This window comes from Paenibacillus sp. FSL R5-0407 (assembly GCF_038009185.1).
Taxonomy (GTDB): Bacteria; Bacillota; Bacilli; order Paenibacillales; family Paenibacillaceae; genus Fontibacillus; species Fontibacillus vini.
Genome location: NZ_JBBPAX010000002.1, coordinates 1262364 through 1279545, shown reverse-complemented (window position 1 = coordinate 1279545; position 17182 = coordinate 1262364). Strand labels below are relative to the sequence as shown.

The following is a 17182-nucleotide window of genomic DNA, read 5'->3' as shown; positions in this document are numbered from 1 at the left end:
CATGATACAATTTTCAAGAGGAGGGATTACAATATGAAATTTCGCAGATTGGGAAAGACGGAGCTGAACGTGTCGGTTATCGGGATCGGAACCTGGCAATTCGGCGGAGAGTGGGGCCTGCAGTTTACGCAGGATGAAGTCGACGCCATTCTCGACAAAGGCCAGGAACTTGGCATCAACCTCATTGATACGGCCGAATGCTACGGCGATCATTTATCCGAATCGTTTATCGGTAACTATATCGGCCGCCGCAAACGCGAGGATTGGATTATCGCGACGAAGTTCGGGCATCACTTCCATGAGCGGTTTACCCGGACAGATATGTATGGCGCCAAAGACATGCTGGTGCAACTGGATGCTTCTCTAAAGGCGCTCCAAACCGATTACATTGACCTTTACCAATTTCATAGCGGGCCGGATGCGGCTTTTGATAGCGATGAATTGTGGACGATGCTGGACAAGCAGAAGCAAGCCGGCAAAATTCGCCATCTCGGCACCTCCATCGGAAGCAATGATAACCTGCATCAGACCGAGGCTTCGACGAAAGTGAATTCCGAGGTCATTCAGGTCGTATATAACCGGTTGGACCGCGTGCCGGAGCAGCGGGTATTTCCGTCCTGCGAGCGGCAGGACCTCGGCGTGCTGGCCCGCGTACCGTTGGCGAGCGGGTACTTAAGCGGCAAATACAAGCCGGGCGCCGTGTTCGATACGACCGATGTCCGGCACCGTCACGATCCGGAGAACACGCGCCGCAAGCTCGAAGAAGTGGAGCAGATCGCACGTAACGAGGTGCCGGAAGGCGTGAACATGGCCCAATGGGCACTGGCCTGGTGCCTTCGCCACCCGGCGGTCACCGCGGTGATTCCGGGCTGCAAAAACCCGGCGCAGGTGGAGTCGAACGCAAGTGCTGCGCAATTGGTAACGGAGTGATCAACATAGGAGAGGAACCGGGGTGCGGGAGCATACGGTTCCTCTCTTTTTTTGCTATATTCGACGTAATTCACGATCATAACCTTACATATCACAGACAGAATCTCAAATTATATAAAAATATGACATTCTTATTGTTTTTTACTTATTTATTTACAATTTTCTAGTTGACGTTTGTAAATATTGACATTATAATTACATATAAATACATCATATGCTAGATTTTGGATAATGATTGAAGTTTTTGCCGAATTGGATAAGGGGGTGATTCGCCATTTGATTTCCACAACCACGATTCGCGCAGAAATGGAAGACCACATCAAGAGAGAAGGGGGAACCCTTCAACAATTTTCCGAACTTTCGGGTGTGAACGTCGGTACCTTAAGCGGTATATTAAATGGCAATCGGCCGATCGCCCTCGGGCAACTCGATCGTATCACGATGGCGATGGGACTCTCCGAAGGTTACTTCTATGATTTGTACGTAGATGAATGTTTTATCCCTACCTCTCCGCATTGGCGGAGACTCAGACCGTTTTTACTCCGTTGTGCGGAGATAGATCGGCTGGACTGTATTGAACAAGTGCTAAGTCGTCTGCTTGAGGATTTGAAGCAGGTCGGAGGAATCTTCGAAACGGCCGAGTTAATGTTGGAGCAGGGGTGGAAGGAAGCAGCCGCTGTTTTGTATGAAGTTGTGATCGAGAGTGAAAGATCCAATCATTCGGAGCGGCTGGCCATGAGTTATTATCGATTGTTTCAAATCTATCAATCGGACAGACTGAAGGGGTTTAAGGCAGCTTTACAATTCCTCCCTTATTGTTATCGTCTGCCGGAAGCACTAACGCTTGATGGCCTATTAATGTTAACCGAGGTGTACGCCGTTAGGTTTAATTGGGCCGAAGTTGAAAACTATGCTGATGAACTTAGTCAATTTACCTGGAAGCTGTATGAACGAAAGATCTGGAAAGACCAGGACTTTAAACCGGTTCGGCCTCTCGTATTTTATTATGGGACTGCGTATTTATATAAATCGGGTACCTATGAACTCCGGGGGATGTTTGAGGAGTCCAGAAAATGGATTGCCAAATATGCGGATCTAAGCTGGTTTGAGGGAATGGATGAGGCCGGGCTTGAGGAAGTTCGACAGTTGCAAATGTTCGCCGAAGCTAATTATCTATGCGTGGATATTAAATGTGGTCAGAGTTCAAAGATCCCGGAATATGTCACCTTTTTGGAAGCGCATCCAGATGAAGTCGTCGAGGGATTAATCACTTTAATTGAATCGGCAAATCGTCATCAATTCTTTATCGACGATGTTCTTACCAAATTCTCAAATGAAATCGAACAATACAGAATCACCGGCAAGGACAACTTTTTCACCAGGAGAGCGATAGGGGAAGATGGTACAAAAGTTCCCCCGTATTTTTTTCGATACTCCGTTTTCTTTCAGAACTTTGCCCTTTATAACTTTAGGAAAGATTTGTATGAAGAGGGCTTAAAGTATATTTTATACAGCATGAATATGTCCATGAAATTAAGCAGCAAAGACATCATGGTTAATAGCATGGCATTGTTTGAAATGTATCGTCGGTATGCTTCGGAAACTCAATGCAATGAATATTATGAACTTTGTAGAAGGGTGTGGGATTATGAAAAAGAAAATGTCATGGGTGGTTTCGGGTATGCTTATGTTTAGTTTTGCTGTTGTAGTTGCTGGACCAACGATTACTCCATTCTTCCATGGATGGGGCGGACGGTAATAATCCTTCCGATTTGAATTTCATTTTAAGTAGGGTCAGCTCACAAGCTGATCCTATTTTCATCTTTTCTAAATTTGGAATTTTTTATAATATGCATAATGCCTCAACATGTATTGTTTGGCAACACTCAATAATATATTCATAGGGTGAGAGCTATGAATAATAAGGAGTATATGAAAATGAAAATTGAAAAAGAGAGACAAAAATTAAACCAATTAGCTGAACAATACGGATTGCGCCATAAGGCAGTGCTTAATCAATCTCTGCTTTTAGATAAATTGATCAATAAATACAACAAGGCCAAATACGCAGAGTTGCAAAGGAAGCAGCCGATTGCATGAAGGAAGCCCGGATGATGAAGATTCAGCAAATGATCCTTGTCCTTGGCGATAAAACTTAGAGAAGAGCTGTGCCCCGTGAAGAGGACGCAGCTCTTTTGCATGTTTCTGGAACGAAATCGCCGTTAATTGATATTTTATAATTTTACGGCTCCGATGCCATCTCAAATCATAGTATAATGGGAAAAGTTGAGAGGTGGTTGGATGATGTCGCATACAATTTTGCTGATAGAAGACGATGCTTCTATTATAGATATGCTTGCCGGGTATTTAATCAAGGAAGGATATACGGTCCGTTCCGTTAATAACGGCGAGGAAGGACTAGCTCTATTTCGAAGCGAACCCTTTGATCTGCTTGTTGTGGATATTATGATGCCCAAGCTGGACGGGATGGAGGTCATTAAGACCGTCCGGGAGACCAGTGCGGTTCCCATTCTGATTATGTCCGCCAAGGACAGCGATATCGATAAGGCGCTGGGACTTGGCTTCGGTGCCGATGACTATATTGCCAAGCCGTTTTCCTTGATTGAAATCACAGCCCGGATCAAGGCGGCGATCCGCAGATCGACCCTGTACGCCCGGCGTGAGCCGGAGGAGAAGCGGGATACGATGATCATGCTGGACCGGCTGGCGATCGATCTGGATAACTACCTTGTTCGAAAAGATGAGCAAGAGGTCAAGCTGACCGCCAAAGAGGCGGAGATTCTCAAGCTGTTTCTCAAAAATCCGAATCGTGTTTTTACTAAGGCGCAAATTTACGGCTTTATATGGAACGACGATTATTTGGGCGACGAGAATGTCATTAATGTACATATCCGCCGGCTGCGCGAAAAAATTGAAGAAGACCCTTCCGACCCGAAATACTTGAAAACTTTGTGGGGGATCGGATACAAGTGGGATGGACGCGAATGATGGACCTTGCGCTGATCGGCATTATTTTAATTTTGTCCGGACTTCTCTATAGACAGCATTACAAGTACAAGAAAAGAAGCCACCAGTTGGGACGGGTTCATGAAAGGCTGCAACGAATTTTGTCCGATAAGACCGGGGAAAAGCTCTTGCTCTTTACGGAAGATCCCGAGCTCAGGGTTATTCTTACTGACATCAATCAATTGCTGGAATCCAACCAGCGTATTCTGGCGGAACGAACGGGAACCGAGCAATCGATCCGCAGGATGTTGTCCAATATTTCGCATGATTTGAATACGCCGCTTACCGTGGTTCTGGGCTACATTGAGACGATCCAGCTCGATCCGGATATGGAAGCCGGAGAGAGGGCGGAAATGTTGGTTAAGATTACTCGGAAGGCCAATGAAGTGATGGAAATGATCCGGCAATTCTTTGATCTGGCGAAGCTGGAGTCGGGAGATCAGCCGCTGCCGCTGACCCGGGTTCTTTTAAATGAAGTGTGTCGAAGAAACATACTTGCCTTTTACGAGGTTCTGACGGGCAAAGGGATGGAAGTGGACATCCGGATTCCGGAGGAACCGATTTACGCGTATGCCAATGAGGGAGCTCTGGACCGGATTCTGCACAATCTAATTTCAAATGCGATTCGTTACGGCAGCGACGGAAATGTCGTGGGGCTGACCTTAAAACAGGATCAAGATCATGTGCATATTGACGTATGGGACCGGGGAAAAGGGATTGGCGTCATTCATCAGGGCCGGGTTTTCGACCGGATGTACACGCTGGAGGATTCCCGGAACAAATCGTTCCAGGGCAGCGGCCTGGGTCTTACGATTACCAAAAGGCTCGCTCAAAACCTGGGTGGAGACGTGCATCTCTACAGTAAGCCGTACGAGAAAACTATTTTTACCGTTCAGCTGAAGCCATTCCGGTACTAAGTTGAACAGAAGCCTATAGGAAGCAGAGGGTCTGCTCTCTTTAGGCTTTTTTTAAACAATCAGGAACTTAAGAATTAAGTAAGATTTGATTAATAAATACGACCAAATCGGCTTTTACAATAAAACTATGAAGAAAAGAAAGCCAACCTAAAACAAAGGAGCGGGACGAGAGATGAGCTCGATTCTAAGAACGACGCAGTTGACGAAAGTATTTCAGGGGAGAGAAGTGGTCTCCAATGTCAATATGAACATTAAGCAAGGGGAAATTTACGGATTTTTAGGGCCGAACGGCGCCGGTAAAACAACGATTATGAAAATGATCACGAATCTGGTGAAGCCCACTGGCGGAGAAATTGAGATTTTCGGGGAAAAGCTGACCCCCAAATCGTACCATCTGCTGGGACGGATGGGAACGATCATTGAGGTGCCTGTCTTTTACGACAGACTGAAAGCCAGGGAGAACCTGGAGCTGCACTGCGAGTACATGGGCTATTACAACAAGAAATCGATCGACGATGCCTTGGAACTGGTGAATTTGACGAATATCGACAATAAGCCGGTAAAGGATTTCTCACTGGGCATGAAGCAGAGGCTGGGCATCGCCAGAGCAATTATTACCAAGCCTGAACTGCTGATTCTCGATGAACCTATTAACGGGCTCGACCCCGTAGGCATCAAGGAAATACGTGATCTTTTTAAAATGCTATCCAAGGAGTATGGCATCACGCTGCTGGTGTCCAGCCACATCTTGGGGGAAATGGAGCAGATGGCCGATACGATCGGCGTCATTAATCACGGGCGTTTGATTGAGGAGGTTCCGATGGACCGGGTACGGGAGCGGAATACCGAATATATCGAGCTGATCGTGAGCGACAGCAAGAAGGCCGCATTCCTGTTATCGGATCAATTGAATTTGACCAATTTCAAAGTCATCGACGAGCATACGCTCCGCGTGTATGATACCCGTACCGCGCAGAATGAGATGACCAAAGTTCTGGTCGTGAACGATGTGATGATCGAGTCGATTCACAAGAAGAACAGTTCTCTGGAGGACTACTTCTTGTCCTTATTGAATGGAGGCGAATTAAGTGCTTAATTTAATGAAGCTGGAATTGAAGAAGAATAAGATTCGCGGTAATATCCTGGGCGGATTCATCGCTACTTTCCTGATCATGTTCTTTGTGATCGTTCTTAATTATGATAATACGGAGGAGTTACCGTTCTCGGATTACGATTCTATTTTTGCTTTTATCAATACCTTTACATCCATCACGTTTACCATCTTCGCGTCCGTGCTGTTGGCCAAGTATATTATCGATGAATATAAAAGCGGCTCTATCACGGTGCTATTCATGTATCCGCTGGAACGCAAAAAGCTGCTTCTTGCCAAAATCGCCGTTGTCTTCCTGTTTACGTTCCTATTCGGGATCATATCCCGTGTGGTGATTTTCGCCGGCTTCTACTGGTATAACCAATATGCCCATTTTATTCCCGGTACCTTGGGGACCGAATTACTGCTTCAACAAGGCGTCGGCGTTCTCGTGAATTCGGTCATGGTCAGCTGCATCAGCCTGGCTTCACTCTATTTCGGGATGCGTAAGCACTCGGTTCCCGCTACGATCGTATCTGCGATTATCATTGGAGTTATTTTGAATTCCACGAGTGGAACCAATGGTTTTACGCTAAATTCGATCATTATTATTCCCGCTACATTCGCTGTGATCGGTATCCTGGTTGCGTATTTGGCGATTCGGAACGTGGAGGTTAAGGATGTAATGTAAGGGAGGCGGAAAAGAGAATGCTAAATTTAATAAAACTGGAAATGCAAAAGTATAAACTTAAGGGTACCATTCTGGGAGGGGTCATCGCCATTCTCATATTCATGGGCTCCCTGATCGCGGTAAACTACGACGAACCTTTAAAAAGCTACAAAGAAGCGTATCTGTTGACGAACTCCGCTTCATTCATTTTTATCATTTTTGCTTCCGTATTGTTATCGCAGTTCATTATCAACGAATACAAAAACAAAACCGTGACCGTGCTGTTCATGTACCCCTTAAGCCGGAAAAAGCTCCTGACGGCAAAGATGTCTATCGTTGTCCTGTTTACTTTTGTGTTCAGCTTGCTCTCCCGGGTAGTGATTTTCACCGGATTTTATATTTTCAATCAGTTCGCTCAGATCGTTGACGAGGAGCTAACGAATAGTATGCTGGCAGATTACGGAGCCGGGTTTCTGTCCGGGGCGGTCATGACCAGTTGTATCAGTCTTGTCCCGCTTTACTTCGGAATGCGGAAATACTCGGCGTCCGCAACTATCGTCTCCGCGGTTATCCTTATGGCGGTTTTGAATATTGGCAGCGGTACAGAGTTTACCTTGAATTCCATCGTTTATATTCCCGCAGCCTTGGCGGTGACTGGTGTCCTGGTTGCTTTGCTTACTCTCCGAAATGTGGAGGGCAAGGACGTCTTATAAAAGAATGAAACCCCATGGATGTCCACCTAAAAGTGAACATCGATGGGGTTTCTGAGTCTTTATGAGGACTTGCTGATCCTCTTATATTCGTTCGGCGTAACGCCGACGATTCGTTTGAACAGCTTGTTAAAGTAAGCCGGATCGGGGTATCCGACCTCGCTGCCGACTTCATGTATTTTTAGCTCCGCGGATTCAGCCAGCAGTTGCTTCGCCTTGCGGATCCGGACTTCTATCAGGTAGTCGGTGATGGTCAGGCCAGTTTCATGCTTGAACAGCTTGCTAAGATAGCTCGGCGTTAAATACACCATACTGGCCAGATGGCTCAGGTCCGCGGGTTGGTCATAATGCTCGGCGATCCACTTCTTGACGATTTCTACGGATTTGCCGCCTTGGGCTAGCCGGCTTTCGCGGATTTGCTGCAAAGTCTCGGAGAACTCCTCCATAAAGCGGTCCTTTAGTTCATGGAACGTCAGGCAGGTCAGCGAGTATTCTTCCAACTGCAAAGGAAGTCCCGGCCCGAATATTTTAGCCCATTCCGGAAGTTCGGTGCCTGCGGTTTCTATCGCAAACCGGCAAAGCTGAAGGATGGAAGCGCGCGAAGCCTTGGCTTGCTCAAGCTCATGAAGCTGAAGCTCCAGGCTTTTCAGCGCTTGAGGAATATTTAACACTTGGACGGCTTGAGCGAGCACCTCCCGGTTTCGCGCGAACAACCCGGCCACATCGGGCTCCTGTTCGTAAGCCGGGCTGAAGCTGGAATAGCCCCAGGCCTCCCGTCCATACATGCCGCGGTCGCAGGCGGTTTTTGCCTCGTAATAGGCTCTGCCAAGTTCCGACGGATGGCTGTATCCGAGGCTCGATCCGGCCATAACAATACCCGGATGGGGGAATTGCCGGAGCGAATCCGCCAGCCTTGCTATATCGTCAGCATCCGGCAGCTCATTATAATAGCTGACTAGGGTGATGCCTTCCTCCCCGGTGTCCACAGTGTCAAACCGGAATTGGGGCTGCCGCCGGAGCAGGGAGACGCTGGAGTGGAGCGCCTCCATATCGCTGCCCTTGAGGACGGTTACCGACAAATGAGGCAATGGCAAGATGAGCTCGGGAAGTCGGTCGCAGAGCGCCGGATCGCCCTTCAGGTAAGAAAGGAGGAGGCCGGAACGCAGTTGCTGCTCTTTTCCCAAGGCAAGCTCTTTGTCCTCGTCTAACTGATATAGCAAACCGAATAACTGTTTTTTGTTGATCGGTTTCAGCAAATAATCCACCGCCGAGTATCTCAGCGCCTGCCGCGCATATTCGAAATCGGTAAACCCGCTCATGATAATGCAGCGGGCTTCGGGCCGAATGCTCCTCAGTTCCTTGATCAGCTCCAGGCCGTCAACGAGCGGCATTCGGATATCCGTAATGACTGCGTCAAATTCCGAGTCTTGAGCAAAGTCCAGCAATTCTTGTCCGTTGGAGAAAGAACCGGTGATAAGAAACCGGTCGCTCTCTTTGCCGATCATCTTGCCTAATCCTTCGCGAATGGATAATTCGTCGTCGACAATGACAATTCGCAGCATAGCCTATTCCTCCTTTAAGCATAACTGTTCGGTTCCGGCAAAGGCATTTCCCCAGTCCTCAAAAAGCCGGAAATACGCAGGGTAACTATCGTACCTTCTCCAAGCCTGCTGCTCACGACAAGCCCCGAATTCTCTCCATAATGCAGGCGAACGCGTTCATTCACATTACGCAAACCGATGCCGAATTTATCCGTCTTTCCATCCTTTAGGCTTTGATTGAGCGAAGCCAGTCTTTCCTCGTCCATGCCGACCCCGTCGTCATGAATGGTGAAAATCACATCGTCCCGTTCGCTCCAGGCTGTAATCGTGATCGTCCCGGGTTCCGCCTGCTTCTCCAGCCCGTGGAAAATGGCATTCTCCACAATCGGCTGGAACACCAATTTAATGATCGGCAAGGAATGATACGTTTCAGGGATCAGGAAGCAGTAACTGATTTTCTCCGGAAATCTCAGCTGAAGCAGCTGCAAATAATTTTCCACATGCTGCAATTCTTGCTTCACGGTAACGATCTCATCGCTGCGGGTAATGCTGTAGCGGAGCAGCAGTCCAAGCAGATAGGTCAGCTCTGCGACGCGGTCGTCATCATTCAGCTCGGCCAGCATGCGGATCGATTCCAGCGTGTTATAAATAAAATGCGGATTGATTTGATTTTGCAGGGCCAGCATATCGGCCTTTTGTTTGCTCTGTTCCGTTTCGTACACTTCCTGCAGCAGGTCGCGGACCCGGCCGATCATCCGGTTGAAATGGCTGCCCAGCATCCCGATTTCATCGTTGTATTTCACATTCACCCGGACATCCAGCTTACCGCGCTGCACCTGCTTCATTAACTGGACGGTCCGCTTCATCGGCTTGGTGAGTGCATACGAGATAAACATCGCCACCAGCAGAGCAAAAGAAAGAATCGACAGCGTCATGATCATCATGGCGTTACGACTCTGCTTCATTGGAGCGAGCAGTTCCTTAAGCGGAATATACACAAGCGTCTTCCAGCCAGTGCTCTCGGAAACGGAATAGACCGCCATATACGGTTCGCCGCCGATGTCCAACCGAAAGTTGCCCCGCGACGCAGTCGCCTGAGCGAGTAGAGGGCTTCCGCTTAAATCTTTGCCTAGCTCGGACGGATCGCTGTTATAGACGACCTTTCCAAGGTCATCCACGATCAGCGTGTCGCCATGGGTTACCGTGTTCAGGGGCTGAATAATTCCCTCGAATAAACTGATATCGACATCGATGACGATCATTCCGATATTTTTGAGCGTGCTGACAGACTGGATGGAACGCATGACGGTAAAAACTTGCCGTTGTTCGGAAACGTTGACGCGGATCGGGTGCGTGCCGGTCAGTACTGTAGCCGTGCTGGCCTGCTCGGTCCGAACCCTCCATTCCGCCAATCTTTCGTAAGGATACAGCTCATTGACCCCAGGCTTGTTATAGTAAAAAATCGAATTGTAATGATCGATCATATAGACGGCGGAGATTTCTTCTTTCGTGTTCGCCAGATACATAAGAAACATATTGACGCTTGAGTTCTTATCCCAATCCGTCCCCTTCTGGTCAAGATATTTTTGAACGTCCTTGTTATACAGGGGAAGGATGGTATACCGCTTCAGATCCGCAATATACCTGTCGACTTTATCCATCGCGTTGTCTGTCATTTGGCCTGCCGACGCCGTCGTGCTGGCGAGCACGGAGTTGGAGTTGGTACGGTAGGAAGAGTAACTGACATAGGTGATCGGCAAAGTAATTAAGAATACGAAGATAACCACCAGTTTTTTCTGCATCGACAGATTGGCAAAAAACAACCACGATTTCCGGAATAGATTACGGATCAGCTTGATCAAAAGAACCCCTCGTCCTTTCCTGCAGATTGCCTCCTATTTTACCGCACCGCTCGCAACTCCTTCAAAGATATATTTTTGGAGGAAGAAGTACAGCACTACGGTCGGCAGCAAAATGAGCAGGATCGCGGCGCTGATCAAATTCCAGTTGGCGATGTTAATGCCCTGGAAGCGCATCAGGACGGTCGTTACGACCCCCAAGCTCTGTTTTGGCATGTAGAGATAAGGGGTGTACATGTCGTTGTAAATGCTGATAGATTTCAAAATGATCAATGTCGACGTTGCCGGCGTCAGCAGCGGGAAAATAATCGACCGGTAGATCCGGAAGAGCGAAGCGCCTTCCACCATGGCGTTCTCATCGAGATCCACCGGAATGTTGCGGATGAACTGCAAATAGAGAATGATCTGGATGACATCCGCTCCGATATACAGAATGATGGGGGCACCCATCGTGTTGTACAGTCCGAGCGACTTGATAATCCCGAAGGTAGCTACCTGGGTCGTAATGCTTGGAATAACGGTGGCAAACAGGTAAAGCCCGAACACCGCCTTTTTCATTCTGAAATTAAATCGGCCCAGCACGTAAGCAACCATCGTGCCAAACATAATGTTAAATACAAGCGCCACGCAGATAATGATCAACGTATTGCCGAAACCGCTCAGGAGGCCGCCCCGTTCAAAAACAACCTTGAAGTTCTCAAAGTTGAAGAAGCTCTTCGGCAGGGCCATGGTGCTGGCCGTGTTGAATTCCTCATCCGCTTTGAACGAGTTTACGATGACCACATAGGGAGGAAACAGGACCACAAAGACCCCGATCAGCAAAGAGAGGTACTTCAACGCGTCCGTAATCTTGAATTTTTTCGCGTTCATTTGTTGTTCCCTCCTCTGCTAAGCACGAATTGCTGAAGTCCTACTACCGCAATGACAAAGAACAAGAGGATGATGCTCATAGCGGACGCAAGACCGTAATTGTTGAAGGCGAATGCGGTTTCAACCACGCGCTGCACATAGGTTTGGCTCGCTCCGGCCGGTCCGCCCTTGGTCAGTACGAACGGCAGGTCGAAGACTTCGAGCGCTCCCGTCACGGTCAGGAACAGGTTCAACTGAATGACCGGTTTCATGTTGGGCAAGGTGATGCGCCAAAAGGTTTGCCAGGCGTTAGCGCCGTCGATTTTGGAAGCCTCGTAAATATCCTTCGGAATAGCCTGCAGGGATGCGATATAGATGACCATGTTATAGCCCATAAACCGCCACAGGCCGGTCGAGGCAAGCGAGTAGTTGACGAGTCCGGCGGTGCCGAGCCAGCTGGTTTCGCCCAGCTTGGTTAGCCCGATACTGTTCAGGAACAAATTCAGTGAACCCTGTGTAGTATCAAATACATAGCCGAACATAAAAGCTACGGCAACGCCATTCATAATGTAGGGCAGGAACAGGAGCAGCCGGAAGCCGTTTCTTCCGCGCAGCCTGCCGTTCAGCACCACGGCGAAATAAATCGCCACGACGTTCTGGATTAATCCCATGACAAAATAGGCGAAGTTATGAGTAAAGACCCCGAAGATATCGGGATTCGAGAATACTTCCTTATAGTTATCCAATCCAACCCAAGGTTTCTCCGGGCTGTATCCGTCCCAATCCGTGAAGCTGAAGAAGACGAGCTTGGCGGCCGGGTAATAGGTGAAGAGCAGCAACAAGGCTACCGGTATGAGCAGGAATGTAAATATGATGATATTTTTTTGTCTGTTGTAGGTCATAGTCCTGAACATTCCTTAAATCCCTTCTTTCCGCGTCTGATGATTGAAAGCAAAATGGATTATCGCCACCGATAACCCATTTTGCCTGAAGATTAATAACCGAGTTCTTTTTTAGCTTTGGCCCACGCCTTGTTCCACTTGTCGAGAACCGCTTGAGGGTCCTTTGCAAGTACGAATTCCTGTGCGATTGCAGGCAAATCGATTTGGGCTTTGTTCGAGATTTCGATGACCTTCGGATCATCAGCTACGCCTTCTTGCATCTCCACACCGGTTGCCTGGAATTCAGCCAATTGCGAAAGCTTGGATTCCCGGCCTTTCAGCGGAGAAATAAAGCCTGCGAAATCTTCATAGCCGGATTCTTCAATCATCCAAGTCAGGAAAGCTTTGGTTGCTTCCAGGTTCTTGCTGTCTTTGTTTACCGCGTAGAAAAAGTCAGGGTTAAACGGAGCTCTGTTCGAGCCGGAGTTGTCAAACGGAAGCGGGAAGAAACCGATGTTGTCGGATTCGGCACCTACGCCGATAACTTGGTTGATAACCCAGTTGCCAAGGAAGTACATAGCCATTTTGCCGTTAGCGATATCTTTTTTGGATTGTTCCCAGTTGGTGGAGTTGATGTCTTTTTCCAGATAACCTTTGTCGTTCAGCGTTTTTAACAGCATCATAGCTTTGCCGTAGCCGTTATCCATGGAGAACGGAGCTTCCATATTGATTCTTTCGTTAGGGAAATCCTTGTTGTTCTCGATGATGCGCGGCATATCGTATACCCAGCTTCCGAGCGGCCATTTATCCTTAAAGTTGGAAGAGAGCGGGATGACGCCGTTTTGTTTGAGCTTCTCGCAAGCGGCAAGGAAATCGTCCCAGGTTTTCGGGACTTCCGTAATTCCGGCATCGGCGAACGCCTTTTTGTTATACACGATCCCGGAAGTCGAGTTACCGGTAGTGATTCCGTAAAGCTTGCCGTCATACGATTTAAAGTCTTTGAAGGTCAGCTCGCTGCTGAACTGCAAGTCATCGAGCGAAGCGAAATATTTGGGAAGATCGGAATTCGGAATGTCCGGAATGAACATCAGGTCCGGCAACTCTCCGCTGGCCATTCGTACTTTGATTTGCTGATTGTAATCGGTTTGGCTTGCTTCGAATTCGATTTTGATATCGGGATATTTCTCGTTAAAACGTTTGACGTATTCGTCGTACTCCTTGCCGATCATATCCGTGCGGTTCGTCAGGAAAGTGACCTTGCCGCTAAGCTTTTCCGCCGTTCCTTCGCCGCTGTTAGCTCCGGAGTTTTCCCCTGCGGATTGGTTCGTGTTCGATTTGCCGGTATTTCCGCTGTTTCCGGACTTGCTGTTTCCGTTATTGCCGCCGCAGCCGGCCAGGATGGCGGATAATGAGAAAACCATCAGAAATGTAAGTAGAATGCCTTTCTTCATGCTTCGATCGCCCCTCTTTTATGGTATTTGTTAGCGCTTACAGTTAAATTGTATACTACTTGTTAGGGGACTTTAAATGTGCTGAGTTATTTTTTATTGTCCTGGATTATGCTGTTTTGTCTGCGTGTTTTCATATTATATTACAGAAAGAAATCAGGGAATGGGTCATTTGTTCTAGTGCTGATCTAACAAATAGCTAACAAAAATATTGATATTTACAGATAATCAGGGATAATGAGAGATAAGACATCGTTTTCATGGAGGGCTTATGAGGAATCAACAACAAGAGCTGAAAAACTGGAGCTTTAAAGCTTGTGACGAGACGGAGTGGAATGCAGCGCAGGTACCGGGGACGGTGCACAGCGACTTGCTGCGGCAAGGTAAAATTCCGGATCCTTTTTATGGAACGAACGAGCATGATTTGCAATGGATCGATAAGAAAGACTGGGAATACCAAACAACGTTCACGCTCACGGAGGAATGGAAGGACTTCTCCCGCGTTGAGCTTCTATTTGAAGGATTGGACACTTATGCGGATGTGTTTGTAAACGGGCGGCAGGTTCTGTCCGCGGATAATATGTTTAAAGCCTGGAGTGCGGAAGTTAAAGAATTGCTGGAGCCTGGCGATAATGTCGTGAACGTCCGGTTGCGCTCGCCGATCAAGGAGGACTTACCGAAGCTCGAGAAGCTCGGCTACAACCTTCCGGCGTCAAACGACCAGTCGGAGCTAGGGGGACTGGGGGATCGCCGGGTCAGCGTATTCGCCCGTAAGGCGCCGTACCATTATGGATGGGATTGGGGTCCGCGCTTGGTGACGAGCGGAATCTGGCGGCCGGTGCATTTGATCGGCTGGTCCGGACCACGTCTGACCGACCTGTTCATCCGGCAGGACGAGGTAAGCGGACAAATTGCGAAGCTTACGGCTGTGGTAGAAATTGAAGCTGACGCCGACTGGCAAGGCAATCTCGTGCTTGCCGCCGACGGGCTGACTTGGGAAAAGGAAGTTTCCTTGAAGAAGGGCCATCAGACGGTAGAACTGGGACTTGAAATTGAGAATCCCCGCCTGTGGTGGTGCCGGGGGCTTGGCGAGCCGGCCATGTATGAGTTCAATGCCAGCTTGCGGAGCAGTGGTGCGGAAGGAGTGGTTGCAGAGCGCTCGGTTAAGACAGGATTGCGGCAAATCCGGTTGATCCGGGAGAAAGATGCCGCAGGAACCACCTTCCGTTTTGAATTGAACGGGGTTGCCGTGTTTGCCAAAGGAGCCAACCATATTCCGAACGACAGCTTCATTCCCGAAGTAACTGTGGAACGTTATCGGCATGAGATTGCCTCCGCCGCGGAATCCAATATGAATATGCTTCGTATTTGGGGCGGCGGGTTTTATGAGGAGAACGTATTTTACGAGCTTTGCGACGAGTACGGTCTTCTGGTGTGGCAGGACTTCATGTTCGCCTGCAGCATGTATCCCGGAGACGAAGCGTTCTTGCAAAGCGTCCGCGAAGAAGCCGAATATAACGTGAAGCGTCTGCGGAATCATCCGAGCATCGCTTTGTGGTGCGGCAACAATGAAATCGATTCGGCATGGGCGCACTTTGAAGAAGATGGCGGCTGGGGATGGAAGAAGGACTATACTCATGAACAACGTGAGAAAATCTGGGCCGATTACGAAGCGATCTTTCATCATCTTCTGCCTGAGGTCGTGGAGCGCTTGGGCGGCGGGATAGCCTACTGGCCATCCTCGCCAATGCGGGAGATCACGAATGATAATCGTCAGCACTCGCTTAAGGTTACGGGCGAGGGAGATGTGCACTATTGGGGCGTATGGCACGCGGTCGAACCGTTCTCCAATTACAATGAACGTGTTGGGCGTTTCATGAGTGAATACGGGTTCCAATCGTTCCCCGAGCTGTCTTCGGTACTTAAGTATGCTACAGAAGAGCAGCTTGAGCTGGAATCGGAGGTTATGCTTGCGCATCAGAAGAACGGCAGGGGTAACCAGCTCATTAAGGAATATATGGAGCAGTATTTGCCGGAGCCGCGGGATTTCAAAGCGTTCCTGTATATGAGCCAGGTGCTTCAGGCGGAAGCTATTAAAACCGCGATCGAGGCGCACCGCAGAAACAAGCCGTTCTGCATGGGGACCCTATACTGGCAGATGAACGATTGCTGGCCGGTCGCTTCCTGGGCCAGCATGGACTATTATGGCCGCTGGAAGGCTTTGCAATATGTGGTTCGGCGCAGCTTCCGTGAGGTCATGCTGTCGGTAGACGGATCGGATAAGGAAACAGTAGCTTTCCATGTCGTATCCGACCGGCGGGAAGGGCTTCAGGCCGAGCTTCGCCTGTCCCTGTATGACTTTAGCGGGGGGCTGCTGTCTGAACAGTCCCGGGCTGTCAGCATCGGTGCTGACTCGGCGGCGATTGTGTACAGCGCTTCAGCAGCAGAGCTGTTGGATGGACATGACGGCAAGTCCGTTGTATTGCATGCCGCTCTGGAGAGCGGCGGCCAGGTACTGGACAGCCAGCACTTCTATTTTGAATTGCATCGGGAACTGACTCTGCCTGAGGCGAAGATCACGGTAGAAGAAGTCCCTGGCAGCCAGGGTAGAGCCTTTACGCTGAATACGGATGTCTTGGCGAGACAGGTATGGCTTCACGCCGAGGCAGAGGGAATCTTCTCGGATAACTTCTTCGATCTGATTCCGGGGCAGCCAGTCACTGTGGAGTTCCGTCGCCGCAGCGGCGATAACGCAAGCGACGCTTTTGTTTCGGGTACGCCGGGCGCATTGTCGGTGACTTCGATGCGGGATTACGCCATTTAAATATGTAAGGAAGCACAGCAGCAGTTCGCCATTGGCGGGCTGCTGTTTTTTTACATTTCTCCAGCGGGATTCAATGACTTAATAACTGCAAAACCTGCAGCTAATTTCCTGAAGTTCACGCTTTTACATACATTAACTGGAAAAATTGCATCTAATTTGGCCTCGTTCAACGAAAGAGGCGGGAAAAGTGGAATTTACCTGTAGGAAATACTGCTAATTTCTCAAAATGCCCGGTTTCGTGCAAATTACCTGTAGGAAATACAGCTATATAAGATGAACAACCCCAAAATGCCCATTTTCGGGTAGGTTAGCTGGAGAAAATCTAGTAACCTGTCTGGCCTGAAGGAACGGGAGGGCAGTGCAGTCCTTAGATCCGCTTCATTGCATCCCTGGGGGAAACAGAGTATCCTTGTATTGATTTGAAAATAAGTTCAGG

Annotated in this window: 14 protein-coding genes; 9 read left to right on the top strand and 5 right to left on the bottom strand. The window is 48.7% G+C overall.

Features of this window, described 5'->3' with window-relative positions; translation table 11 throughout:
- The first annotated feature begins 33 nt into the window (after positions 1-33).
- From NYE70_RS24790 to NYE70_RS24755, 8 genes are all read left to right on the top strand, one after another.
- Positions 34-930, top strand: a complete 897-nt coding sequence (locus tag NYE70_RS24790) for an aldo/keto reductase (RefSeq protein ID WP_341048748.1) — start codon at positions 34-36, stop codon at positions 928-930.
- 276 nt (positions 931-1206) lie between these two features.
- Complete coding sequence (locus tag NYE70_RS24785) at positions 1207-2625, top strand: XRE family transcriptional regulator (RefSeq protein WP_341048747.1); 1419 nt, start codon at positions 1207-1209, stop codon at positions 2623-2625.
- Positions 2626-2868: 243 nt separating this feature from the next.
- Positions 2869-3030, top strand: coding sequence for an aspartyl-phosphate phosphatase Spo0E family protein (locus NYE70_RS24780; RefSeq protein WP_247681787.1), 162 nt, complete (start codon positions 2869-2871; stop codon positions 3028-3030).
- Between the two features lie 204 nt (positions 3031-3234).
- Positions 3235-3939, top strand: coding sequence for a response regulator transcription factor (locus NYE70_RS24775; protein ID WP_341048978.1), 705 nt, complete (start codon positions 3235-3237; stop codon positions 3937-3939).
- Positions 3921-4874 carry a sensor histidine kinase gene (locus tag NYE70_RS24770; protein WP_341048745.1) on the top strand — a complete coding sequence of 318 codons (954 nt, stop codon included), beginning with the start codon at positions 3921-3923 and terminating at the stop codon, positions 4872-4874. The genes NYE70_RS24775 and NYE70_RS24770 overlap by 19 nt, the downstream gene beginning before the upstream one ends.
- Positions 4875-5046: 172 nt before the next feature.
- A complete protein-coding gene (locus tag NYE70_RS24765) occupies positions 5047-5970 on the top strand; it encodes an ABC transporter ATP-binding protein (protein ID WP_213654423.1) in 924 nt (307 codons plus the stop codon).
- Positions 5963-6655 (top strand): ABC transporter permease, encoded by a 693-nt coding sequence (locus NYE70_RS24760; protein WP_290407211.1) that lies wholly within the window; start codon positions 5963-5965, stop codon positions 6653-6655. The genes NYE70_RS24765 and NYE70_RS24760 overlap by 8 nt, the downstream gene beginning before the upstream one ends.
- Before the next feature lie 17 nt (positions 6656-6672).
- A complete protein-coding gene (locus NYE70_RS24755; RefSeq protein ID WP_290407210.1) occupies positions 6673-7347 on the top strand; it encodes an ABC transporter permease in 675 nt (224 codons plus the stop codon).
- Positions 7348-7406: 59 nt separating this feature from the next.
- Here the strand turns inward: NYE70_RS24755 and NYE70_RS24750 are convergent, their stop codons facing one another.
- From NYE70_RS24750 to NYE70_RS24730, 5 genes are all read right to left on the bottom strand, one after another.
- Positions 7407-8906 carry a response regulator transcription factor gene (locus tag NYE70_RS24750; RefSeq protein WP_341048743.1) on the bottom strand — a complete coding sequence of 500 codons (1500 nt, stop codon included), beginning with the start codon at positions 8904-8906 and terminating at the stop codon, positions 7407-7409.
- Positions 8907-8920: 14 nt separating this feature from the next.
- Complete coding sequence (locus tag NYE70_RS24745; RefSeq protein WP_341048742.1) at positions 8921-10747, bottom strand: cache domain-containing sensor histidine kinase; 1827 nt, start codon at positions 10745-10747, stop codon at positions 8921-8923.
- 33 nt (positions 10748-10780) lie between these two features.
- Positions 10781-11614 (bottom strand): carbohydrate ABC transporter permease, encoded by an 834-nt coding sequence (locus NYE70_RS24740; RefSeq protein ID WP_211022346.1) that lies wholly within the window; start codon positions 11612-11614, stop codon positions 10781-10783.
- Entirely contained in the window at positions 11611-12495 is an 885-nt protein-coding gene (locus NYE70_RS24735; protein ID WP_445323868.1) for a carbohydrate ABC transporter permease, read from the bottom strand. Before NYE70_RS24735 ends, NYE70_RS24740 begins: the two co-directional genes overlap by 4 nt.
- A gap of 92 nt (positions 12496-12587) precedes the next feature.
- Positions 12588-13925 (bottom strand): ABC transporter substrate-binding protein, encoded by a 1338-nt coding sequence (locus tag NYE70_RS24730; RefSeq protein ID WP_211022344.1) that lies wholly within the window; start codon positions 13923-13925, stop codon positions 12588-12590.
- 268 nt (positions 13926-14193) lie between these two features.
- Between NYE70_RS24730 and NYE70_RS24725 the strand changes: the two genes are divergently transcribed.
- Positions 14194-16746 carry a beta-mannosidase gene (locus NYE70_RS24725; protein WP_341048738.1) on the top strand — a complete coding sequence of 851 codons (2553 nt, stop codon included), beginning with the start codon at positions 14194-14196 and terminating at the stop codon, positions 16744-16746.
- Positions 16747-17182: the final 436 nt, after the last annotated feature.

Bases quoted from the DNA above. Each gene is read 5' to 3' on its own strand.
- NYE70_RS24790 (WP_341048748.1), top strand. From the start codon at position 34: ATGAAATTTCGCAGATTGGGAAAGACGGAGCTGAACGTGTCGGTTATC.
- NYE70_RS24780 (WP_247681787.1), top strand. From the start codon at position 2,869: ATGAAAATTGAAAAAGAGAGACAAAAATTAAACCAATTAGCTGAACAA.
- NYE70_RS24775 (WP_341048978.1), top strand. From the start codon at position 3,235: ATGTCGCATACAATTTTGCTGATAGAAGACGATGCTTCTATTATAGAT.
- NYE70_RS24765 (WP_213654423.1), top strand. From the start codon at position 5,047: ATGAGCTCGATTCTAAGAACGACGCAGTTGACGAAAGTATTTCAGGGG.
- NYE70_RS24755 (WP_290407210.1), top strand. From the start codon at position 6,673: ATGCTAAATTTAATAAAACTGGAAATGCAAAAGTATAAACTTAAGGGT.
- NYE70_RS24750 (WP_341048743.1), bottom strand. From the start codon at position 8,906: ATGCTGCGAATTGTCATTGTCGACGACGAATTATCCATTCGCGAAGGA.
- NYE70_RS24740 (WP_211022346.1), bottom strand. From the start codon at position 11,614: ATGAACGCGAAAAAATTCAAGATTACGGACGCGTTGAAGTACCTCTCT.
- NYE70_RS24735 (WP_445323868.1), bottom strand. From the start codon at position 12,495: ATGACCTACAACAGACAAAAAAATATCATCATATTTACATTCCTGCTC.
- NYE70_RS24730 (WP_211022344.1), bottom strand. From the start codon at position 13,925: ATGAAGAAAGGCATTCTACTTACATTTCTGATGGTTTTCTCATTATCC.
- NYE70_RS24725 (WP_341048738.1), top strand. From the start codon at position 14,194: ATGAGGAATCAACAACAAGAGCTGAAAAACTGGAGCTTTAAAGCTTGT.